Here is a 23027-nt window from a genome sequence, read left to right on the forward strand (position 1 = left end):
CGTGGCGGAGGCCGATGGTGCCGAAGGGGCGACCGGCGCAGTACCGGATGCAAACATCGAAGTAGCGCGTAGCGCAGCGAGATGGGCCGGCGCAGGCGCTGCGGACGGTAACGGCATCGCGGCTGCGTTGGCTGCTACTGCCGGTAATGTTGCTCTGGCTGGTGCTGCTGTTGTTGCTGTTGTTGCTGTTGTTGCTGCCGGTGCTGCCGGTGCTGCCGGTGCTGCCATCAGCATGGGCGCAGCGAGCACGCCGAGAGCAAGCAGCAAGGCGCGGCGCAGACGCTGCTGGGGGAACGTAATCTGATGCATGTGCGATCTCCTTGGGGATGTGGGTGCCGCCCGCCGGTAGCGGTCAGGCGGATGGGGCAATAGCGAACACACGGCCACGGCGTTGCCGACGCTGGTTGCGTCGAGACGTGCTGAGTCGATGAGCGGGCGCGTGGCCTGACCCGCGTGAGTGGGGTGCGGCGTCTGGTGCTGTGCGCGATCACTGCAGTGGTCGCGCTGGATGAAACGGTCAATCGGAGGGAGCGGTGATGGAACGCCTGCACTGCCGGTGGACTGACCAACCGCTGGTACTGTCGTCAGGCACGGCTGGCAAGCTGTGCGGTGGTGACATGCCGGCCGCCGCCGCCGGCGCAGAGTAATCAGTAATCAACGATCACCAGCACCATGCATTCCAGGCACGGCGCCGCCCACCTGGCGACTGCAGGCCATGCCTCACGCTTGGGTCGTGCGCTACGCGTTGGATCTACTGCCGCGCACTGCCATGGCAATGCGCGCTGTGCTGCGCCGCAGGTCTCTAGTTGTCTTGGTCCGTGCCGGCCGCGGAGTGTTGGGCACGCGCGGCGTTAAGGCGGTCCTGGCGTGCGGCTTCCTTGTCCGCTTCGGCCTGATGGCGGCTCAACTCGGCTGCCTGGCGCGCGGCGGCAACATAGGCGTATTGCGCGTTGCGTTGTTGCAACGCCACCTCGCGGATCTGCTGCGCCGCTTCACGCACCTGCTGCTGCGCGTCCTGCTTGGCCTGCTCCAGCTCGGGGCCGAGCGACTCCAGTTGCTCGCGTGCTTCTACCAATGCGTCCTGCGCCGCCTGCAGCTCGTCCTGGCGCATCTGTGCATGCATATCGCTCGCTTCGATGGCCTGCTGTGCGGCGGCCCGTGCCTCCACCTCGGCAGCCTTCGCGCTGCGTGTGGCCTCATCGATGGCGTCGCGTACGCTTTGCTGTGCGTCGGCATCCCAGCCGGAGGTGTCCATCTGCCAAGTGTCTTGCGCGCCCGGCGCATCCAGCACACCCGCCAGCACGCCGTTTGCCGGTGCTGCAGGTGCGGCCGGTGCCGCAGGCGCTGCCTGCAGCTGCAGTGGCGCAGCGCCATTGGCACTGCGCGTGCCGTGCGACATTGCCGGCGATGCGCTGGCGGTGACCACGACCGGCTGCAGCGCAGGCGACGGCAGCGGCGTGGGCATGGCGACCAGACGCAGCGGTGCCACGCCCAGGACCGCCACCGCGACCAGCGCACGCGCGCCCCAGCCCGGTGTGGCGTTGGTGTTTTGCAACATGATCAAACGGCGCTTGAGGCTCAGAAAACTCGGCGACGCACTGGACACCCCAGCCACCGGCGCTGCAGAAACCCCAAGGCTGACCAGCAGGCGGCCGTAGTCGTGACGGCAGCGCACGTGACCGGCAACCACCGCCGCATCGCAGGCGGCTTCGCGGGCGATGGCGTATTCGCGCGCGGCCAGATGCAGCAGCGGATGGAAGAAGAACAGATGCTGCGCCAATGCCGGCAGCAGCCCCCACAACAAGTCATTCCGACGCAGATGCACCAGCTCGTGGGTCAGCGCCATGTCCAGCTCATCGTCGCTGATGCTGGCCAGGCGACGGGAGGGTAACAACAGCACCGGCCGCCACAGGCCGATGAGTTGCGGCGAATCGATGTGTGCGCTCAGGCGCAATGGCGGTGCGTGGCGCAAACCGTGCGCATCGGCAGCCAGTTGCAGGGCCGCCAGCAGTGCGCGATCGGTACACGGCTCGGTGGACTGCACCTGACGGCGGCTGGTCCACCATGCCATTGCGCTGCGCGCCAGCATCACCAGCACACCGGCCAACCAGGCTGCCATCACCCAGCGGACCCACAGCGACGGCGATGCATTGGGCAGGGTCGTGACCGCGCCCCCAACTGCCTGGGCCACCGGTGCGGCAGCCGGCAACACCGCCAGCTCGACCGGTGCCAGAAACAGGCCCAGCACCGCCTGCAGCCCCACCATCCACCACAGCCAGCATTGGGTGGACGCCGGCAATCGCGGCATGGCCTTGCACAGCAGCCACACCACCGCCACCAACGCGGCCGATTGCAGGCTGGTCATCGCCAGCCGCTGCACCACCAGTTCAAACAGGCTCTGCATGACTCAGCTCTCCTTGCGCTGCGATTGCAGCTTGGCGACCAATGCTTCGAGTTCGGCCAGCTCGGTATCGCTGACCTCGGCGCGCTGCGACATCCACGCCACGAACGGCGACACCGAGCCCTGCAAGGTGTTTTCCACGAACTGCCCCACCGCAGTGCGCACCACCGCGTCCTGCCCGCTGGTGGCGCTGTAGCGGTACATGCCGTCCACCTGCTTGCGCCGCAGAAAGCCTTTGGCGCGCAGCCGCTCCATCATGGTCAGCACGGTCGAGCGCGCCAGCCCACGTGGCTCGCCGAACGCGGCAGCGACCTCGCCCACACTGGCGTGCCGTTGTTCCTCGATGTGTTGCAGCAGGGCCAGCTCCTGGTCCCCGATGGTCTTAGCGCTCATCTCGTGCCCCATGACTACAGATGTCGCTAACGTAGGCCTGACTACAGCTGTCGTCAATAGGTCGGATGGCAGGGGGTCGTACGGATGATTACTTCAGAAGCAGAGGCCGCTTATCGCTTTGCTGCTGTCGCTAAGGCTGATGTGGAAACACCGCGATAGACGCCAAGTGCTCCGATTGGTCGATACGTACCGGGTATCGCAGTCGAAGCACTTGGGCTATCGCAGTGCCTTCAACACCCCATTGCTGTACGCGCTTCCGAAGCGGTAGTCAGGCCGCAGCGCCGCTCGTGACCCTTGGCACCCCAGTGGCGATGACCTGCCTGTGGTGAGGAGCGACGCGAGCAACCGACCAAGGAACGTTTGATCCAGGCGTTGTCGTTGAAGCGCCGACGACAGCGCCGCTTGAGCGGGTAGCGGCATCAACGGTTCGATGCGCCTGGCATGTATCAAAAAGCGGGAGTCGATGTCTGCAGAGTCTTTGCAGAACCAGGCATCAGCGTTGCTATACACAGCGTCATTGTGCGTCGGTGTCTGATGGGAAAGGATTACCCGACGCAGGGACAACCACCACACAGCATCGATTGAAGCCCGCGTCGGAAACGTGCCGATGCAGCTTCAAACAGTGACGCCTTTACTCATTGCCAGCAGTAAAGGCGCATCGTGCCGTATGCACTGAAGCATCGCGTTTACTTGAACACCGGCGTCGTGCCGGAAGCAGTCGTGCGGTCGCCTGCTGCCTGCATCTGTTTCCCCAGCGTGCGGATGCGCTCTTCACCGATGGCGAGCGCTTGTGCAGTGGTGTGCACCGAGTAATAGCCAAGGTGCAGTGGGTGCGGATGTGGAATGGCCGAGCCGAGCACGAAGACCGCATCGCTGTTGCCGCTCGCTTCGAGCACGATGGGCGCGCCGTTATCGGCAAAGACCACCATGTCGCCGCGTTGCAGCAGTTCACCGGCATCAAGAGTGCCACTGGCTACTGCCAACCAGCCGACCAAATGACCGGCGGGGGGGCGGTAGGTCCAGCGTTCGCCCGGTTTCAAGGTGACCAATAGGTAATTGATGCCGTCAGGCGCATCGACCGGACTCTGCGCACCATCGTAGCGACCGATCACCACATGCGCGGGGCCGGCCTTGGCCATGTGCTGCGCTTCGATGTAATGGCTTTGCGGCTCTGCCAGCTCCACGGCTTCAGGCAGTGCCAGCCATAGTTGAAATCCCTGGATGCAGGAGGCGTCGGCTGGCGGCACCATTTCCTTGCCATGCCATACGCCGATCCCGGCACGCATCCATTCCACTCCGCCATAGGCAATGGTGCCGCGACCGGTTGTCTGGTCGTGGTAATGCATGCTGCCTTCGGTAAAGACCGTGACCGTGGCGATGGCCGAATGCGGATGCAGCGGCATGCCCGACATCGTATGGATGACCGAACCCTGCGCATCGAAGATGTCGAGGAACACAAACGGCTTCAGCACCTGCCCAAGATCGGACGGGCTCATGAGCCGGGTGATGGGGCCGCCAGAATCGTTGCCGCGTCTGCGGTGGACGATGGCGCGCGGCGCGGCAGTGGGCGCTTCTGTGGCGGGGAACGAAGGCTGCGATGAGAGTGTGCGCATGACAGGCCTCGATCAAACCGAACGCGTTGCGCGCAGCACGGCGGCGATGCGGGCGCGATGCAACCAGGCGATTGTCGCGGTCATCACCATCAGGAAGATCGCCGGCACCGGGCTGCCGCCGATGACGAACAGATGCACACCGGTCGCCACCAACATCATGGCTGCAAGCAGTGCACCGCTGAGCGCAAACGTTGTCGGTAGCAGCAATGCGATTGCCCCGATGATTTCGATCGCACCAGTGACGATGCGGAACCACTGACCGAGGCCGATGTGATCGAACACCTCGACCATCATCGGAACGCCGGCCAGCTTGGCCGCACCCGCAGCGAAGAACGCCACGGCGGCGAAGATGCGCAGGGTCCAGGAAAGGCCGCGAATGAATCGCCCGGCGCTGGGCTGGTTGGGAATGGACGAGGTTTGCATGAGGTGTCTCTCTAGAAAGGATGTGGGCGAGGCGGGGTCGGTTGAGGGCCGGGGTGGGCGCGAATGGCGTTCCCGGTCAGAGCGTCTTGCCTGGCGCCCGTGAGCCCACTGTGGCGTTCCGAATGCAGCTAAGCTAGCCGCGTAAAGCGACATGCCGTGTCGCAGAAACAGGGACGCCATGGAATTCGAAGACCTGCGGACGTTCGTCGAGGTGGCAGACGCGGGCGGGGTCTCGCCAGCAGCCAGGCGCCTGGGCGTTGCCAAGTCCATCGTCAGCCGCCGTCTGATCCGCCTCGAGGACGCTTTGGGGATCCAACTGCTCGCGCGCACAACGCGGGGCGCTGCCGTCACCGAGGCAGGCGCGACGTTTCGCGAGCATGCCGCGCGGATGTGTGCCGAGATGGACGTGGCGCGCGAGACCATCTTGCCCGCGGGCGATCTGCGCGGCCGCCTGCGTATCGCTGCGCCGCTGACGTTTGGCCCCACCCACTTGGCGCCGGTGCTTGCGGAGCTGGCCAGCCGGCATCCGGCGTTGCAGGTCCATGCCTGCTACAGCGACCGCTTTATCGACATCGTCGCCGACGGTTTCGACTGTGCGATTCGGTTGGGATATCTCGCCGATTCGAATCTGGTCGCGCGCCGCATAGCGCCGATGCGCGGCAGCTTGATGGCCACTCCCGCGTACCTGCGCAAACATGGCGAACCTGACACGCCACAGGCGCTGCTGACGCACGAGGCGCTGCTGCAAGGCACCGAAAGCTGGCGTTTCATGGACGGCGACAAGCTGGTGACGATCCATCCCCGCGGGCGCTTCAAGGCCGACAACGGCACTGCGATCGCGGCAGCGGCGCTTGCCGGGCTCGGGATCGCGGCACTGCCGGATTTTCTCGTGGCCGAGCATCTTGCCTCCGGCGCGCTGGTTCGCGTCATGACCAGGTACCCGTCTCCCGAGGCCGGGCTTTACGTCGTGCGGGCGCCTGCCGCGCATCCTGCGCGCAAGATTCGTGTCCTGACCGATCTGTTGATCGAACGCTTCGGTGGTGGTGTTTGAAGCGCGGCGGCACCACCTTGGGGTGATGCCGCCCCTCTCGCCTGGCCGCGACGTCGGCTGGCCGGCGCGCACTGGCCGGCCCAGCCAGATGCGGCTGCCCTAGCCCTTCAGCACCAGCGATACATCGGGATATCTGTCGCAGATGAAGTCCACGAAGGCACGCACCTTCGGCGCCGCCAACCGTCTGGACGTGTGCAATACCCACAACGCCGGCTCCACGCCGGAGATGGTGCCCCACTGCACCAGCTCACCCCGGGCGAGTTGATTCCATGCGATCGACTGCGGAATCAACGCCACGCCACCGCCTGCAAGCGCCGCATCGCGGACCATCAGGAACGAGGAAAACCTCAGCCGTGGAATGGGCTCCAGGACCAGGCGCCCGTCATCCAGAGCCCATGTGGTCGGTTGGAAGCTCGACGTTACGACAGCGGCAATTGGCGCGACCGCGCTGCTGGTTGGCATGGCGATGCTCGGCGCTGCCACCACAACCAACCGATCCTTGGCAAAACAGCGACCGACCAGGCTGCTGTCCGGGCTGGGGTTGATGCGGATGGCCACATCGAACTGTTCTTCCACCAGGTCGACCGTGCGGTCCTCTGCCACCACCTCCAGCGTGATCTCCGGGTAAGCCGCACAGAACTCTGCGCCGATACGCCCCATCGCCAGTTGCGAGAACAGCACCGGAGATGCCACACGCAGGCGGCCGCGCGGCGTTGAAAGCCCTTCGCGCGCAGCCGCCATGGCCTCGGCCACCTCGCTCAGCGGGACCTCGGTGCGCTCCATCAGCAACTGTCCGGCCTCTGTGAGCCGGAGGCCACGGGCGCTGCGCTCGACCAAGCGCACCCCCAGTTGCTCCTCGAGCTCGGCGATGCGACGGGACAGGGTCGCCTTCGACCGACCACTCGCACGGCTGGCCTTTCCCAGGCCCTGGTTCGCGGCGACCAGCGCGAAATCGATCAATGCATTCAGATCCATGGTGTTCCATATTCGAAACCAGGCGTCTATATATTGGCGTCTTCGTATTACCTGCGCAACGCCATACAGTTTGCTCATCGCAACACCACACGAGCAACTGTCATGAGCACCACCCAACGCGCAGTCGTCATCCGGGCCTACGGCGGCGCCGATGCCGCCGAAGTGGCCACCATTGCAATGCCCCACGCCGGAGCCGGCCAGGTGCTGGTGCGCATCCGCGCCGCCGGCATCAACGGCATCGACTGGAAAGTCCGCGCAGGCTTGGTGCGGGAGGTCTTTACGCTGCCCTTGCCGGCGGTGCTGGGCGCCGAACTGGCCGGTGTGGTCGAGGCGGTCGGGCCCGGTGCCACGCGCTTTCAGGTCGGTGACCGGGTCATGGGCGCGATGGGCGCGCTCGGCGCGTTTGCCGAGTTCATTGCGGTAGACCAGACCAAACTCGCACGCACTCCCGATGGCCTGGACGACGTGCATGCCGCTGCCATGCCGGTTGCTGCGGTGGCCGCCTGGAAGAGCCTGCACCACGCAGGCCCGCTCGTGGCAGGCCAGCGGATCCTGATCCATGGCGCAGCAGGCGGGCTGGGCGGCTATGCGGTGCAATACGCCAAGCGTGCAGGGGCGCAGGTGTTCGCAAGCGCATCCACCGAGCACGTCGACTACGTGCGCAGCCTCGGCGCGGACCAGGTCATCGACTATCGATCGCAACGCTTTGAAGACCTCGTTGGCGACATCGACCTGGTGCTCGACTACGTCGGCGGCGATGTCCTGGACCGCTCGTGGCAAGTGCTCGCGCCGCACGGCGCGATCGTCGGCACCACCTCGCCGGACATCCTGGCCCGCACACCGCGTGGCCGCCGTGGCCTGTGGTTCATGAACACCCCGGACGTCGCACTGCTGGAAACCCTGGCCGCACAAGTGGCCAGCGGCGCGCTGACATCCAAGGTCGGCGAGATCGTCGGTTTCGCCGAGATCCCCTCAGCAATCGAACGCAATCGCACCGCTTCGCGAGCCGGCAAGGTCGTGGCGGACATGTCGCACTAACTCACCCATCTACCCATCCATCCACAGCAGGAGACTCACATGAGCATTCTCGTTAGCGGTGCCACCGGCACCATCGGTTCCCTCGTCGTCCAGGGCCTGGCCGATGCCGGCGCACAGGTCCACGCACTGGTGCGCCAGACCGGCAAGCGCGCCTTTCCAGCCGGCGTCACCGAGGTTGTGGCAGACCTCACCGACGTTGCATCGATGCGCGCGGCACTGTCGTCGGCACGCACCTTGTTCCTGTTGAATGCAGTGACACCGGACGAGGTGACGCAGGCGCTGATCGCATTGAATCTTGCCCAGGAAGCAGGCATCGAACGCATCGTTTACTTGTCGGTGATCCATGCCGACAAATTCACCAACGTGCCGCACTTCACTGGCAAGCACACGGTCGAGCGCATGATCGAAAGCCTGAATATTCCTGCGACGATTCTGCGTCCGGCGTACTTCATGCAGAACGAGGGCATGATCCAGAAGACCATCGAAGGCTACGGTGTCTATCCGATGCCGATCGGCGCGACCGGTGTTGCCATGATCGATGCGCGCGACATTGCAGACATCGCCGTTGTCGAGTTGCTGCGACGCGACCGTGCACCTGCAGCACTTGAGCGCGTCACGCTGGAGCTGGTCGGCCCGCATGCCGTGACCGGCGCTTCCGTCGCGAAGACCTGGAGTTCAGCACTCGGTCGCGAGATCGCCTACGCCGGCGACGACGTGGCGGCGTTCGAAGCACAGATGGCTGCGTATGGCCCCTCCTGGCTGGCATACGACATGCGCCTGATGATGGCCGGCATCCAGAAATTCGGCATGCAGGCAGCAGACGGCACGGTGGAAAAATTGCAGGCGATCCTGGGCCGCCCGCTGCGCACCTATGAAGACTTCGTGCGCGAGTCCACTGCGCGGGTTTAAACCCAAGTTGCCAGCAAGCGCGGATGTTCCGCGCTTGCTGCGTACAAGCCTCTGTTGGAAGCGTGTGTCGCGTCAAAGACCAACGCGGTGGACGACCGAACAGAGAAACGGACGTCCGCGGACACTTCTGCAGATCGAAAAACCTCAGGGTGTGCGGCCGAAGCGCTTGGCATGCCGATTGCTTAAGCCTGTGTACCTTTTCAAGTTCAGGTACCAAAACATGACCGTCACCATCGGTGGGCCATCGCGTACTCCCCAACGGCAACGTCGCGTTCAACGCGCAGTGCTAGCCAGCCTCTTATCGACAGCGTTGCTGGCCGCTGCGTCCTGCCTGGCCGCCGATCAAGCGTCGCTCACACCGCAAAAGCCCCTGCAAGGCTGGGCAGCGATGGCTGACAAAGACGTAGACTTTTCACTGCAATGGTTCAAGAACCAATCAATCCTGGCGGTGTATCCAGATCCTGCAGCATTTGAGGCCACGATGGCCAAGGCGCGTCAACAGGCCGATGCCGATATCCAACACGTCACCAACTTCGAAGGCTATCGTCAAACACTCGCGCATTTCTTTTCGACCTTCAACGACGCCCATGCCTATGTGTGGATGCAGCTGCAGGCAAAGACGTATCAATGGCCGGGCTTCCTTGCAAGGTACCAGGGTGGCCGCTTCCTGGTCGCCGGCTCGGACGGAAGCGTGGCAGATGGCTCGGAAATCACCGCCTGCGACGGACAGCCGATGCGCCAATGGTCAGAGCGCATTGCGCTCTACGAGCACATGATCCCGGAAAACATCATCCCCGGCTTGGAGTCGACGCATGCGCGCACTGCGCCGATCATGTTTCGGTATCGGAAAAGCCCATTCCTCAAACGTCCGGAACATTGCACCATCGATGGGCGCAGCGTCGTCCTCGATTGGAAATCCCTTCCGCAAAGCGACCTGACGAGGCTGATGTCGGCGATCAAGCCCGTCCTCGGCACGGATGTCGCTGTCACGCCATTCGGTGCGAACGGGGCATGGGTCCGGCTTGGCAATTTTTCGCCGGCGAACAGACAGCAATCGGATCAATTCCAGGCGTTGTACCGCACGGCTCCATCGCTACGCGACAAGTCGGTAATCGTCTTGGACGTCCGCGGCAACGAGGGCGGACCTTATGAGTGGTTCATGGGTGTGCTGCGAGCGCTCTATGGCAACGACTACACCAACTATTACGCAAGAGAGCGGCTGAAGATTTCGGCCGTCTATCGGCTCACCAAACAGTCGGTCGACACCTCGACGTTTTCCCCCGCCAGCCCTGGCGCCGACGCGCCAGCAGCTGCACCGCCGGACGGCATTACCTACGATGAAGACAACAAGCTCTCCCTGGCGGCAATGGCGCGTGGGGACCAGTTGCTGCATGCGCCGGCCAATGCAGAACGAATCGCCAAGCCAAAACGACGGCCGATCAACCCCGTGCACGCGCGCGTGCTGGTGCTCACCGACTACGACTGTGGCAGCGCCTGCATCGGATTTGTCGACGAGCTGAAGCAGTTTCCAGGCGTGCTGCAGGTGGGCACCGAAACCTTTGTCGATGCGCGGACCGGCTCGCCGATGACGGCCATGCTCCCAAGCGGCAATGGCGGTATCGCCGTGCCTTACATGACGCGCGACGGACGGCCACGCAACGACAACGTGCCACAGAAGCCGGATATCGCGTTCACCGGCAACATCGACGACACCGCAGCGGTGCAGGCATGGCTTGAGCAAATCCTGAGCACCCCCTGATACAGGCTGTGGCCGTTGGGTTTTCTGCGCTGAGTGCTCTGTTTCCAGACGCCGCCCCGGTGTAGAGAACGCCGCGCTTGCCTGCCTGGGCGTGCTACCGGGCTTTTTGCCGGTGCGCGCGCCGGCACCAGATCGAACACTTGCTCGGTTGCCGCGTCGACCGCTGCACGCGTGTAGAGCAACGGGAAATATTTGCCCTGCAGCCATAGTGGCGCCAGATCGCGGTAATGCGGGCTGGCCGGGTCGCCGGATTGGCCGGGGTAGTTCACCGCGCGCGAATTGTCCCAGTCGCCGAGGTCGATGATCAGACGTGCGGACGGGCCGATGGTCTGGCGGAAATCTTTGGGGTCGTAACTGGATTGATTGGGCGTGTACGGGCTGCCGCCCTTGGCGAATGGGCCGACATCCAACCGCGCGCGTTCGCTGCCGAGCGCTGCGCTCATCGCATGGGTAACGGTGTTGGTGTGCAGCTTGCCCCACTGCCATTGCGCCGGATCCGGCCCTTGCTGGTCGACCAATGACTGGTATGCGCTGCGCAGCGACTCCAGCAGCAACTGGTCGCGGCGTGCGGCGGGGGTTGGACCGAATGCGGCGCCCGGATGCTCCAGCGCGTCCATCAGCACTGCGGCGTCGGGCATGCCGAAGGTGGCCGCCTCCGCCGGGCGCAGGACCAGCGCTTTGTAAGCCGCGCCGAGATAACTGCTGAACCACACTTCTTCCAGCGCGGCAGCGGCAGAGGTTGCGCTGACCTCGCCGTTCCACGGTCGCAGCAGTGCCAATGCCGCGTTGGTCGCCGGGTCCTGCGCGTGCAGCGGTTGGAGCAAGGCCACCAGCCGCTGTGCCAGCAACGACACCTGGTCGTTCTGCAACTGCTGCGAATCCTGCAGGGTCACCTTGGGCAGCTGTGCCAGTACCTGGGTGATGCGCGCGTGCCGCGCGTCGTTAGCCCATTCGAAGCCGATCTTGCGCGCCAGGGATGGATCGCCGGCCGGCAGATTCATCTCGTTGGAGGTGGTGATGAAGCCGGAGGCGGGGTTCTTCGATGAGGGCAAGATATCGCTGTTCCAGAAGCCGCTCCACTCGTAGCGGCCATCGCCGGGAACCGGCAGCAACCCATCCGAATGTTCGCGGCGCGGGGTCATGCCAGCCGTCGCCCAACCGATGGTGCCGTGCACATCGGCATAGACCTGATTCACCGACGGCGCGCCCCAGTGCGCGAGCGCGTCCTTGAACTGCTCGAACGATGCGCTGCGCAGATAACGCAGCGACCCCAGATACGGCGCCGCACCGGGTTGGCTCCAGACCGAGCGAATGGCGTAGGCGATGTGCTTGTCCGCATCGACATAGATCACCGGCCCATGCCGGGTGAATTGCAGCTCCACCGGCACCGATGCAGCGTCGCGCACTGCAATGGACTCGCGCTGCGTGCGCATCGGTTCCCAATGGTCCTGATACCAATACGACGTGTGATTGGCCGGGTTCAAACGGTAGACGTAGAGATCTTCCTGATCGATGTTGAAGATGGTCAGGCCGAAGGCGCTGGTGCGGTTGTGGCCGATCGCGATGCCCGGCGCGGTGGGCTCGCCGGCGCCGATGATGTCCAGCCCCGGGCTGTTGAGATGCACGAAGTAACGCAGGCTGGGCACGGTGTACGCGCGGTGCGGATCGTCCGCCAGCACCGCATGACCGGTGGCCGATTTGTGCGGGGCAATCACCCAATTGTTGCTGCCTTCTGCAGCGGCTTCTTCTTCCGGACGTAGCGCTGCGATGTCTGCGATGGCGCTGCGCGGGTGGGTATCGGCGCTCAGCCTGGGGCTTTGCGTGGCCAGTTCGTAGACCTTCAACACCGCGTCCGGAAGGCAGGGATCCAATCCTTCGGGCACGTGAGTGGTCCAGGCCGGCTGCAGTTTCAGCCGGATCGCGTCGACGCTTAGCGCGGCCTTGCAAGCGACCTTGGCGCGTGCGACCTCGCTTTTGACGTTGCGGCTCAAACCGGTGGTGCGGATGCGCAACACGTCTTCCGGCGACCATGTCTGCGGCCGGTAGCCGAAGGTGCGGAATTCGTACGGCAGCGCCTGTGGGTGCGCATCCATCCAGGCGATGTAGGCATTGATGCCGGCAACGAATCGGCTGACGTCGCGCTGTGCATCGGGGCCGTAGCTGGCCCATTCGGCGTGCATGTCGCCGCGATATAGAAACAGCCGCGAGGCGCGGTCCTGTTCGACATAGGCCGGCCCGAACGCATCGGCAAGCTGGCCCAGCCCTTTGCGACGCAACAGGTCGAGCTGAAACAGGCGGTCGCGCGCGACGTTGAATCCCTGCACAAAGAACGCATCGTTATCGGTGCGGGCGTAGATGTGCGCCACGCCCCAACGATCGACGCGAATCTGCGCCGGCTGTTCCAACCCGGCCACGCTCATGGACGATTGCGATTGCGATGGCGCGGCATTGCCATGCAGGCTCAAACTGCTCAGCAGCAGGCACAGCACCCACCGGTGTGTTGTGTGGAGCATGGGTGACGCCTTGTGAACGCAGAAAGGAAGATGCCGCACGCCTGCACGATGACACAGGCAGCAAGCACAGCGTGCCGCATTGGCGGCGTGTGCTCACACCGATTGCAGAATGCCCGGCGCAGCAAGCGAATCATGCTGGTCGCTTCGCGCCTTCGATCCATCGTGGGTGCAGTCAATGCATCGCTCCAAGAGCAGCTAACAAAGTAACTGTGCGCACCGCCAGGCAGGCGCGGCCGGTGCTCGGTGCGGCATGGACCACGCGTACACGCCGGTTATGAGCGCGCCGTCCGCATCCACCTGACGACTGCTCGCTACGTTTTATTTGCCAATCTAAATGCACACGCACCCACAACTGTCGCGTTGGCTTGATCGCATGTTGCACGTGTGCATTCGACGATGCCATGCGCCGCATGCGCCGACATCGATCGCCGACGTCACGTGGCATCGCGCGTTGCACGTGCATCCCCCTTCACATGTCGCCTAACGCGAGCGCGCATGATCGTGGCTCTAGCGGCACTTATGCTGCACAGGCAATGTCTCCATGCCGCCAAAGCGGAAAGCGTCTGCGTTCTCTCTCTGGTGGCAATCGATTACCCAACCAGCACGATCACTACAAGCGCATCCGGTCCGTGATGCGGTCGCACCGGGCGTTGCCTTGCTCGGCGACGAGCAGATGGAAACGCTGGCGCGCGCGCTGGCAACCTCGCATGCGCTCTACACCGGGCCGGCACGCGAGCTGTTGTTGTCGGGGCTCAAGTTCAACCAACGCGCGCTCGACGGTGCGGCATCGCGCCTGACCGAGATGGCAGCCGATGGCGTGCGATTGCATCCTGCCGGCGAGTGGTTGCTGGACAACTATTATCTGATCGAAGAGCAAATGCGCCTGGCGCGGCTGCATCTTCCGCCCGGCTACAGCCGGCAACTGCCGCGTCTGCGCACCGCTACCGCAATCGGCCTGCCGCGCGTCTACGAGTTGGGCCTGCAGGTCGTCGCGCATGGCGACGGGCGTGTGGACGCGATCACGCTGAGCCGTTTCATCGCAGCCTATCAACAGGTGGCACCGCTCAAACTCGGCGAGCTGTGGGCGATTCCAATCGTGCTGCGGCTGGCATTGCTCGACAACGTGCGCCGCATTGCCGACGGCATCATGCACGACGGGCGCGACAACGCCCTCGCCGCAGACTGGGCGGCCTTGCTCAATGCTACTGCCGCGTCCCAGCCCAAGGATGTGGTGGTGGTGGTGGCCGATCTGGCGCGCTCGCAACCGCCGGCCACCGGCGCGTTCGTCGCTGAGTTGACGCGCGGCATCCAGGGCCGCGGCCCGGTGCTGTCGATGGCCAGTGCCTGGGTGGAGCAATGGCTGGCCAGCGAAGGCCAAAGCGTGGAGGGGCTGGTGCATGCCGAAAGCCAACGCCAGGCGGCCGAACAGGTGGCGATCAGCAACAGTATCGGCAGCCTGCGGTTTCTGGATGAAATGGATTGGCGCGAATTCGTCGAAAGCATGAGTGTGGTGGAGCAGCACCTGCGCAGCGACCCGGCCGATGTCTATGCGCGCATGGATTTTCAGACCCGCGATGCCTACCGGCATGTGGTGGAGCACCTGGCCCAGCGCATGCACTGCGACGAACCGGCGGTGGCGCAGACGGTGTTGCAGCTGGCCGCTCAGGCCAGCGCCGACGCGCCGGTGACCGCCCATGTGGGCTATTACCTGGTGGATGCGGGGCTGCCGACGTTGCGTGCCGCGCTGCGCGCGCCATCCATGTCCGCGCGCCCGACGCCATTGCCTCGCGGGCGGCGCGCACGCCGCGTTGCGCTGCCGGTGTATCTGTTGCCGATCGCATTGATCGCCCTGCTATGGACCGGCCTCTTGCTGCAGGGCGTGAGCGCACTGCCAGCGGCGCTGTGGTGGACCACCGCCGGTCTCGCACTCCTGGCCGCCAGCGAGTTGGGTATTGCCTTGGTCAATTGGGTGGCGACGCTATGGGTGCGCCCGCATCCGTTGCCGCGCATGGACCTCCGCCTGGGCATTCCACCGGATTGCCGCACGCTGGTGGTGATGCCGAGCATGCTGGCCAGTGCCGATGCCATCGATGAGCTGGTCGGCGCATTGGAGGTGCATTACCTGGCCAACCGCGACGAACAGCTGTACTTCGCGCTGCTCACCGATTTTCTCGATGCCACGCAGGCCTTGTTACCTGCCGACATGGCACTGGTGGCGCATGCGGCGCAACACATCGATCGGCTCAACGCGGCGTATGCCGACGCGCATGTCGATCGGTTCTTCCTGCTGCACCGCGCACGCGAATGGAACGCCCACGAGGGCTGCTGGATGGGCGCAGAGCGCAAGCGCGGCAAGCTGGAAGCACTCAACCGCCTGCTCTGCGCGGAAGATGCGCCGCTGCAGGCAGCCAACGACTTCCTGCAGGTGCAAGGCGATGTCGCCGCGCTGGTGCAGGTGCGTTATGTGATCACGCTCGATAGCGATACCCACCTGCCCCGGGATGCGGCACGCGCATTGGTCGGCGCGATGTCGCATCCGTTGAATGTGCCGCGCATGGATGCGTCCGGGCAGATCATCGAAGCCGGTTACGGCATCCTGCAGCCTGGCTTGGGCACCGGCATGAGCGAGGGCGGCGAATCGCGCTTTGCACGCATGTTCGGCATCGAGCCGGGCATCGACCCGTACACGCGCGTGGTGTCGGACGTGTATCAGGACCTGTTCGGCGAAGGCTCCTTCATCGGCAAGGGCATCTATGCCGTGGCCACCTTCGAGCAGGTGCTGGCCGGCCGCTTCCCCGACAACCGCGTGCTCAGCCACGACCTGCTGGAAGGCTGCTATGTACGCGCCGGTTTGCTCAGCGACGTGCGCCTGTACGAGCGCCATCCGCAGCGCTATGCCACCGATGCCAAGCGCCGCGCGCGCTGGGTGCGTGGCGACTGGCAGCTCTTGCCGTGGCTGCTGCCTTGGGTGCCCGACCGGGGTGGCCGGCGCGCGCGCAATCCGCTGTCGTGGTTGTCGCGCGGCAAGCTGCTGGACAACCTGCGCCGCAGCCTGGTGGCACCGGCCGCTTTCGGCTTGTTGCTGATCGGCTGGCTGTGCTCGCCCACACCGCTGCGTTGGACGCTCTGGCTGTTGGTGCTGTGGCTGCTGCCGGGGCTGTGTTCGACGCTGTATGCGTTGGCGCATCCGCCCGAGGGCCTGGGGCTGCGTCATCACGCGCGCCAGGTGGGGGTGGGGCTGCGCCAGCATCTGCTGCGCACCGGTGTGGTGCTGGCCTGCCTGCCGTTCGAGGCAGGGCTGCAGCTGGCGGCCATCGCCCGCACGCTACTGCGTATGACGATCACCCATCGCCATCTGTTGCAGTGGGCGCCATCCAGCGAAGTGGAACGCAGCGCGCGCAGCGGCAATGCCGAACACCCGCTGATGGCCAGCGCAGCCTGCAGTGCGGCGCTGGTGGTTGCGGCGGTGGCGTGGTGGTCGCCGTCGGCCTTGTGGGCGGCGCTGCCGCTGGGGCTGGCGTGGTTGGGCGCGCCCTGGCTGATGGCCTGGCTGGGCGAACAGCCCGCTGCGCCGGTGACGCAGTTGTCGCAGGAGCAGCGCGATTTCCTCGGCGGATTGTCGCGGCGCACCTGGGCGTTTTTCGAGAGCCATAGCACCGCGCAGCACCATTGGCTGCCGCCGGACAACGTGCAGGAATATCCGGTCACGGTGGTGGCCAACCGCACCTCGCCGACCAACATCGGGCTGGGGTTGCTGGCCAACCTGGCCGCCTACGATCTGGGCTACCTGACCGTGGCCGGCGTGATGACCCGCGTGGCCGACACGCTGACCACGCTGGAATCGCTACCGCGCCACCGCGGCCATTTCTACAACTGGTACGACACCGAAACGCTGGCGCCGCTACTACCGCGCTATGTCTCCACCGTCGATAGCGGCAACCTGGTCGGGCATCTGCTGACGCTGCGGCAAGGGCTGCTGGCGCTGGTGGATGCGCCGGCGGTGTCGATGGCGGTGTTCGACGGGCTTGCCGACACACTTGGCGTGCTGAGCATGCAAACGACGCCGCGCAGCGACGATGCCACCGCTGCACTGCGCGCGATGACGCAGCGCGTGCAGACGATCCGCAACCAGCCCACGCCAACCCTGCACCAGGCCGATGCCGCCCTGCGGCTGCTGTTGGCACAGAGCCAATCGCTCCTGGCGGCGATGCCGAGCATTGGCGATGACGAAGAACCCTGGCCGCAGCGCCTGGTGGACTGTTGCAAGGCGACGCTGGACGAGTTGAGCCAGTGCGCGCCGGCACTCGCCAGCCCCTCTCCGCACACAGCGGAAGAGCCCTCCCAGGCGATCGCCACGTTGCGGCAACTGGCCGACGGCGACCAGCCGCCGCAGGTGCAGACCTGGGCCGCCACGCGCGTACAGGAGCTGCAACGGCTTGCGCATATCGCCGGGCAACTGGCGCAGATGGACTACGGCTTTCTCTACAACCGTGCCCAGCAGTTGTTGTCGATCGGCTACAACGTCGACGACCGCCGCCTGGATAGCGGCCATTACGACCTGCTGGCCTCGGAGGCGCGCTTAGGGCTCTTCGTGGCGATCGCACAGGGCAAGCTGCCGCAGGACAGCTGGTTCGCGCTGGGACGCACGCTGACCGATACCGGCGCCGAGCCGACGCTGCTGTCGTGGAGCGGCTCGATGTTCGAGTACCTGATGCCCGACCTGGTGATGCCCAGCTACCCGCAGACGCTGCTGAGCCGCTCGATGCGCGGCGCGGTGCAGGCGCAGATCCGCTACGGCGCGGCGCGCGATGTGCCGTGGGGCGTGTCCGAATCGGGCTACAACACGGTCGATACGCGGCGCAATTATCAATACCGCGCGTTCGGCGTCCCCGGGCTGGGGCTCAAGCGCGGGCTGGGACAGGATCTGGTGATCGCGCCCTATGCCAGCGCGATGGCGTTGATGGTCGAACCGGATGCGGCCTGCCGCAATCTGCAGCAACTGCAGGCGCTGGGCTTCGGCGGCCGCTTCGGTCTGTACGAGGCAATCGATTACACGCCCTCGCGGGTGCCGCGTGGCGAACAACACGCCGTGGTGCGCTCGTTCATGTCGCATCACCAGGGCATGGCGCTGCTGGCGCTGGATCACGTGTTGCGCGATGCGCCGATGCAACAACGCTTTGTCGCCGATCCGCAATTCCAGGCCACGCTGTTGCTGTTGCAGGAGCGCGCACCGCGTGCCGGCGTCTACGTCAAAGGCCTGGTCGAAGCAGCCGAACGCCCGGTCGCCACCGAGGCGGGGATGGCGCTGCGTATCCATCGCGACCCCAACATGGCGCAGCCGGCGTTGCAACTGCTCTCCAACGGGCGTTACCACGGCATGTTGACCTCCGCCGGCGGTGGCTACAGCCGTGCACGCGACATGGCGGTCACCCGCTGGCGCGAGGATGGCACCCGCGATCACTGGGGCACGTTCTGCTATCTGCGCGATGTGGACAGCGGCGCGGTGTGGTCGGCCGCGCATCAACCGACCTGCGTGCCGGTAGAGCGCTACGAAGCGATCTTTTCCGATGCAAAGGCCGAGTTCAAGGGCAGCCACCAGCGGTACGACAGCCATCTGGAAATCGCCATTTCCGCCGAGGACGATGTGGAACTGCGCCGCTTGCGCATCCGCAACCGCTCGCGGCAGACGCGGGTCATCGAGATCACCACCTACGCCGAAGTGGTGCTGGCGCCGGCCGCCTCCGATGAGGCGCATCCGGCTTTCAGCAACCTGTTCGTGCAGACCGAGATCCTGGCCGACCGACAGGCCCTGCTGTGCACACGCCGACCGCGTGGGCACGACGAGGCGCAGCCGTGGATGCTGCATCTGGTGGCGGTGCACGATGCCGATGTGGCGACGATCTCCTACGAGACCGACCGCGCCGCGTTCATCGGGCGGGGGCGCAGCACCCGCAATCCGGCGGCCCTGAGCGAACAGACCGCGCTGTCGGGCGCGGCCGGCTCGGTGCTGGACCCGATCGTGGCGATCCGCTGCCGTATTTCGCTGGCGCCCGATCAGCAAGCGCAGGTCGACATGGTCTACGGCGTGGGCACCCAACGCACCGCCTGCACCGCGTTGATCGACAAGTACCGCGACCGCCGTCTGGCCGACCGGGTGTTCGATCTGGCACTGACCCAGAGCCAGGTCACGCGCCGGCAGATCAATGCTTCGTTGGCCGATGCGATGCTCTACGAGCGGCTGGCCGCACGCGTGCTGTTCGTCGACCCGCAACTGCGCGCCGACAACGAGGTACTGCTGCACAACCACCGCGGCCAGTCGGCGCTGTGGAGTCACGCCATCTCCGGCGATCTGCCGATCGTGCTGCTGCGCATCACCGACCCGGACAATCTCGAACTGGCGCGCCAGCTGGTGCAGGCGCACGCGTATTGGCGCTTGAAAGGCCTGCGTGCGGACCTGGTGATCTGGAACGAAAGCCAGGCCGGCTATCGCCAGCAGTTGCAGGACGCCATCCTGGGCCTGATCGCCGCCGACCCCGAAGCCAATGTGCTCGACCGCCCCGGCGGTATTTTCGTGCGCGCCATCGAACACATTTCGCAGGAAGACCGCGTGCTGTTGCAGACCGTGGCACGCGCGATCCTGAGCGATGCCAACGGCACCCTGGACGCGCAACTGCAGCGCCACCCCAGCGCACGTGCGCACCCGCCGCTGCTGGAGCCGATCCAGCAACTGGACAGCGCCGACGCGTTGGCCAGCACCCACGCCGCTTACCTGGACCACACCCTGCAGGCCGCAGCCGAAGAAGCGGTGCTGTTCGACAACGGCCTGGGCGCTTTCGCCGCCGACGGCCGCGAATACCGCATCACCCTGGACGAAGGCACCGCCACGCCGGCGCCGTGGTGCAACGTGATGGCCAATGCGCAGTTCGGCAGCGTGGTCAGCGACAGCAGCCCCGGTTACAGCTGGGCCGAGAACGCGCACGAATTCCGGCTCACGCCGTGGCACAACGACCCGGTCGGCGATGCCTCCAGCGAGGCGTTCTATCTGCGCGACGACGACACCGGCGAAGTGTGGTCGCCGATGGCACTGCCATGCCGCGGCAACGGTCGCTATACCGTGCGCCACGGCTTCGGCTATAGCGTCTACAGCCATATCGAACACGGTATCGGCAGCGAGCTGTGGGTGTTCGTCGATGTGGAGCGGCCGATCAAGTTCAGCCATCTACGGCTGAAAAATCTGTCCGGGCGCCCGCGCAGGCTCAGCGTCACCGGGTATGTGGAATGGGTGCTCGGCGACATCCGCGCACGCTCGCAACTGCATGTGGTCAGCGAGGTGGATCTGGGCAGCAGCGTGCTGACCGCGCGCAACCCGTACAACACCGAGTTCGACGGGCGCGTGGCGTTCTTCGATGCCGATGCGCCCAGCCGCAGCATCACCGCCGACCGCAGCGAATTCCTCGGGCGCAACGGCAGCCTGGCCGCCCCCGCCGCGCTCACTCGGCAGCGCTTGTCCGGTCGCGTCGGTGCCGGCCTGGACCCGTGCGCGGCGATCCAGATTCCGGTGACGCTGGCGGCCGAACAGACCTTCGAAACGGTGTTCCGTCTGGGTGCGGCCGCCGATCGCGCCAGCGCACTGACGCTGGCACGTCAAAGCCGTGGCGTGGCCACCGCGCACACTGCACTGCTGGCGGTGCGTGCGCACTGGCAGCAGATTCTGGGCACCGTGCAGGTGAGCACGCCCGATGCGGCGGTGGATCTGCTGGCCAATGGCTGGCTGCTCTACCAGACCATCGCCTGCCGCTTCCTGGCACGCAGCGGTTACTACCAGTCTGGTGGCGCGTTCGGCTTCCGCGACCAGTTGCAGGACAGCATGGCGATGGTGCATGCGCAGCCGGCCCTCACCCGCGCGCATCTGCTGCGCTGCGCCGCGCATCAGTTCGTACAGGGCGATGTGCAGCATTGGTGGCACCCGCCGCAGAACCGGGGTGTGCGCACGCAGTGTTCGGACGATTTTCTGTGGTTGCCACAGGCGCTGTGCCGCTATCTGGACACCACCGCCGATACCAGCGTGCTGGACGAGCGCGTGGGCTTCATCGATGGGCGCGCACTCAAGCCCGACGAAGAATCGTATTACGACCTGCCGCAGCTCACCGGCAACATGCAGTCGCTGTATGCGCATAGCGTGCTCGCCCTGCAACGTGGCATGACCCGGCTGGGCGAACGCGGCCTGCCGCTGATCGGCAGCGGCGATTGGAACGACGGCATGAACCGGGTCGGCAAGGACGGCAAGGGCGAGAGCGTGTGGCTGGGCTTTTTCCTCTACGACACGCTGCTGCGTTTCGCAGACGTGGCCGCGCAGCGTGACGATGCGGCATTCACGGCCACCTGTCGCACACATGCACAATCTTTGCGCGCATCGCTGGAGCAGCATGCCTGGGATGGTGGCTGGTACCGGCGCGCCTGGTTCGACGATGGCACCCCGCTGGGCGCAAGTGACTCGGACGAATGCCGTATCGATTCGTTGTCGCAGAGCTGGGCGGTGCTATCCGGCGCCATGGACCCGGCGTGCAGCGCACAGGCGATGGACGCGATGCACCAGCATCTGGTCGACACCGACGCCGGCATCGTCAAGCTGCTGATGCCGCCGTTCGATCGCACCGAACACGACCCCGGTTATATCCGTGGCTACGTCCCCGGCGTGCGCGAGAACGGCGGACAGTACACGCATGCGGCGGTGTGGGCGACGATGGCCTTCGCCCACCTCGGCGACAGCGCGCGGGCCTGGCAACTGGCCGGCATGATCAATCCGATCCACCATGCCCGCGATGCAGCGGCGGTGCAACGCTACATGGCCGAACCGTACGTGCTGGCCGCCGATGTCTACGCGGTGGCGCCGCACGCCGGCCGCGGTGGCTGGAGCTGGTACACCGGCGCGGCAGGCTGGATGTACCGGCTGCTGACCGAATCGCTGCTCGGCCTGCAACGGCATGGCGAACGCATGCACATCGTGCCGTGCATCCCGGCCGGCTGGCCGGGCTACCAGCTGCGGTATCGCTTCGGCGCCAGCACCTACGTCATCGATGTCACCCAACGCCCAGGTGGCGCGGCACGGCTGGAGCTAGATGGCGTGCTGCAGGCCGAGCTTGCTTTCACTCTCATCGACGACGGTGCGGTTCACGCTGTGGCTCTGGACTGGCCGGGAGACGCGACATGAGCCTGCACACACGCACCCACACCAATCATCAGCTCTCCGAGCTGGGCAAGATGCTGTCGGTCTGGCCGCAGCGGGTGCGCGACCCCAGCCAGTTCTGGCCGCAGTTCGATGCACTGGCGCAGGACATTCTGGACGAGGCAGCCGACGCTGACCTGCAGCGGGTGCAGGACCGCCTGCAACAGTTGTTGCACCGTCACGGGCTCACGCGTACGCAATAAGTGTCCCACAAGCGGCGAGAACGCCGCACCAGAATGTCAGTCGGTTGCCGGGTAAAAAACTGAGCGTCTCGCAAGTTGCATGGGCTCGGTGGTGCGGGCCGCAGAACGACACGATAGCTAACCAATCAGACGTAAGTCCTGCATTGCTTGCACTATGCACACCGACTATCTCGACTGGTCCTTGCCCGCTCACCGTCGCGGGCTCTTACGCGGCATGAATGCCGCAGAAGAACTTACATGGGCGTATTTGCAGCGTGTCCCGCGACGGTGAGCAGGCAAGTGCCCTGCAACCAAGCTGCAGATCACCCGCTCTGCATCTGATCTATCCGAAATATCTCATTCCATCGAGACACGCTGCAAAGGCAGCCAAGGATTGGAGTCGTAGAGGCGTTTGGATACCGTCAAACGCTGAGTGAGTCGAATGTGCGGTGCCCTCGCCGCTCGCGGGACACGCCGCAAGTACGTCCATGTAGCAACTGTGTTGGTCAGGACCTCAATCCGCGACCGTTGATCGGTTTCCTTC

At 65.2% G+C, this 23027-nt stretch carries 11 protein-coding genes, 1 other RNA gene and 1 pseudogene; 7 read left to right on the forward strand and 6 right to left on the reverse strand.

Annotated features, from left to right (window positions below; all coding sequences use genetic code 11):
- Window positions 1-802 precede the first annotated feature (802 nt).
- The 4 genes from VC212_RS22430 to VC212_RS22445 all read right to left on the reverse strand — a co-directional run bounded on the left by VC212_RS22430 (window position 803) and on the right by VC212_RS22445 (window position 4830).
- Window positions 803-2404 (reverse strand): M56 family metallopeptidase, encoded by a 1602-nt coding sequence (locus VC212_RS22430; protein ID WP_323526967.1) that lies wholly within the window; start codon window positions 2402-2404, stop codon window positions 803-805.
- Window positions 2405-2407: 3 nt separating this feature from the next.
- A complete protein-coding gene (locus tag VC212_RS22435; protein WP_055852713.1) occupies window positions 2408-2794 on the reverse strand; it encodes a BlaI/MecI/CopY family transcriptional regulator in 387 nt (128 codons plus the stop codon).
- A gap of 686 nt (window positions 2795-3480) precedes the next feature.
- Window positions 3481-4290 (reverse strand): pirin family protein, encoded by an 810-nt coding sequence (locus VC212_RS22440; RefSeq protein ID WP_323526968.1) that lies wholly within the window; start codon window positions 4288-4290, stop codon window positions 3481-3483.
- 129 nt (window positions 4291-4419) lie between these two features.
- The gene (locus tag VC212_RS22445) at window positions 4420-4830 is read right to left on the reverse strand and encodes a DoxX family protein (RefSeq protein WP_323526969.1); all 411 of its coding nucleotides are present in this window, start codon (window positions 4828-4830) and stop codon (window positions 4420-4422) included.
- Window positions 4831-5008: 178 nt separating this feature from the next.
- Between VC212_RS22445 and VC212_RS22450 the strand changes: the two genes are divergently transcribed.
- Window positions 5009-5881, forward strand: a complete 873-nt coding sequence (locus tag VC212_RS22450) for a LysR family transcriptional regulator (protein ID WP_055852705.1) — start codon at window positions 5009-5011, stop codon at window positions 5879-5881.
- A 99-nt stretch (window positions 5882-5980) separates the two neighbouring features.
- Here the strand turns inward: VC212_RS22450 and VC212_RS22455 are convergent, their stop codons facing one another.
- Window positions 5981-6856, reverse strand: a complete 876-nt coding sequence (locus tag VC212_RS22455) for a LysR family transcriptional regulator (RefSeq protein WP_104617137.1) — start codon at window positions 6854-6856, stop codon at window positions 5981-5983.
- A 102-nt stretch (window positions 6857-6958) separates the two neighbouring features.
- Here VC212_RS22455 and VC212_RS22460 point away from each other — a divergent pair, with 102 nt between their 5' ends.
- The 3 genes and pseudogenes from VC212_RS22460 to VC212_RS22470 all read left to right on the forward strand — a co-directional run.
- Entirely contained in the window at window positions 6959-7894 is a 936-nt protein-coding gene (locus VC212_RS22460; protein WP_323526970.1) for an NADP-dependent oxidoreductase, read from the forward strand.
- Between the two features lie 39 nt (window positions 7895-7933).
- Window positions 7934-8803: an NmrA/HSCARG family protein gene (locus VC212_RS22465; RefSeq protein WP_323526971.1), complete on the forward strand. Its 870-nt coding sequence runs from the start codon at window positions 7934-7936 to the stop codon at window positions 8801-8803.
- A 946-nt stretch (window positions 8804-9749) separates the two neighbouring features.
- A pseudogene (locus VC212_RS22470) lies at window positions 9750-10394 on the forward strand (S41 family peptidase); the annotation flags it as partial.
- A gap of 38 nt (window positions 10395-10432) precedes the next feature.
- Here VC212_RS22470 and VC212_RS22475 read toward each other — a convergent pair.
- Window positions 10433-13075: a penicillin acylase family protein gene (locus VC212_RS22475; protein WP_323526972.1), complete on the reverse strand. Its 2643-nt coding sequence runs from the start codon at window positions 13073-13075 to the stop codon at window positions 10433-10435.
- 250 nt (window positions 13076-13325) lie between these two features.
- Here VC212_RS22475 and VC212_RS22480 point away from each other — a divergent pair.
- The 3 genes from VC212_RS22480 (at window position 13326) to VC212_RS22490 (ending at window position 22504) form a co-directional block, all read left to right on the forward strand.
- A non-coding RNA gene (locus tag VC212_RS22480) (sX9 sRNA) lies at window positions 13326-13402 on the forward strand.
- Window positions 13403-13748: 346 nt separating this feature from the next.
- The gene (locus VC212_RS22485) at window positions 13749-22286 is read left to right on the forward strand and encodes a glucoamylase family protein (RefSeq protein WP_323526973.1); all 8538 of its coding nucleotides are present in this window, start codon (window positions 13749-13751) and stop codon (window positions 22284-22286) included.
- Window positions 22283-22504, forward strand: coding sequence for a hypothetical protein (locus VC212_RS22490; protein WP_115526570.1), 222 nt, complete (start codon window positions 22283-22285; stop codon window positions 22502-22504). The genes VC212_RS22485 and VC212_RS22490 overlap by 4 nt, the downstream gene beginning before the upstream one ends.
- Window positions 22505-23027 lie beyond the last annotated feature (523 nt).

Source organism: Xanthomonas sp. WHRI 8932A (assembly GCF_035012785.1).
Lineage (GTDB): Bacteria > Pseudomonadota > Gammaproteobacteria > Xanthomonadales > Xanthomonadaceae > Xanthomonas.

Excerpts from the sequence above, each read along its gene's own strand:
- VC212_RS22430 (WP_323526967.1), bottom strand. The coding sequence starts at position 2,404 with ATGCAGAGCCTGTTTGAACTGGTGGTGCAGCGGCTGGCGATGACCAGC.
- VC212_RS22435 (WP_055852713.1), bottom strand. The coding sequence starts at position 2,794 with ATGAGCGCTAAGACCATCGGGGACCAGGAGCTGGCCCTGCTGCAACAC.
- VC212_RS22440 (WP_323526968.1), bottom strand. The coding sequence starts at position 4,290 with ATGAGCCCGTCCGATCTTGGGCAGGTGCTGAAGCCGTTTGTGTTCCTC.
- VC212_RS22445 (WP_323526969.1), bottom strand. The coding sequence starts at position 4,830 with ATGCAAACCTCGTCCATTCCCAACCAGCCCAGCGCCGGGCGATTCATT.
- VC212_RS22450 (WP_055852705.1), top strand. The coding sequence starts at position 5,009 with ATGGAATTCGAAGACCTGCGGACGTTCGTCGAGGTGGCAGACGCGGGC.
- VC212_RS22455 (WP_104617137.1), bottom strand. The coding sequence starts at position 6,856 with ATGGATCTGAATGCATTGATCGATTTCGCGCTGGTCGCCGCGAACCAG.
- VC212_RS22460 (WP_323526970.1), top strand. The coding sequence starts at position 6,959 with ATGAGCACCACCCAACGCGCAGTCGTCATCCGGGCCTACGGCGGCGCC.
- VC212_RS22465 (WP_323526971.1), top strand. The coding sequence starts at position 7,934 with ATGAGCATTCTCGTTAGCGGTGCCACCGGCACCATCGGTTCCCTCGTC.
- VC212_RS22475 (WP_323526972.1), bottom strand. The coding sequence starts at position 13,075 with ATGCTCCACACAACACACCGGTGGGTGCTGTGCCTGCTGCTGAGCAGT.
- VC212_RS22485 (WP_323526973.1), top strand. The coding sequence starts at position 13,749 with ATGGAAACGCTGGCGCGCGCGCTGGCAACCTCGCATGCGCTCTACACC.
- VC212_RS22490 (WP_115526570.1), top strand. The coding sequence starts at position 22,283 with ATGAGCCTGCACACACGCACCCACACCAATCATCAGCTCTCCGAGCTG.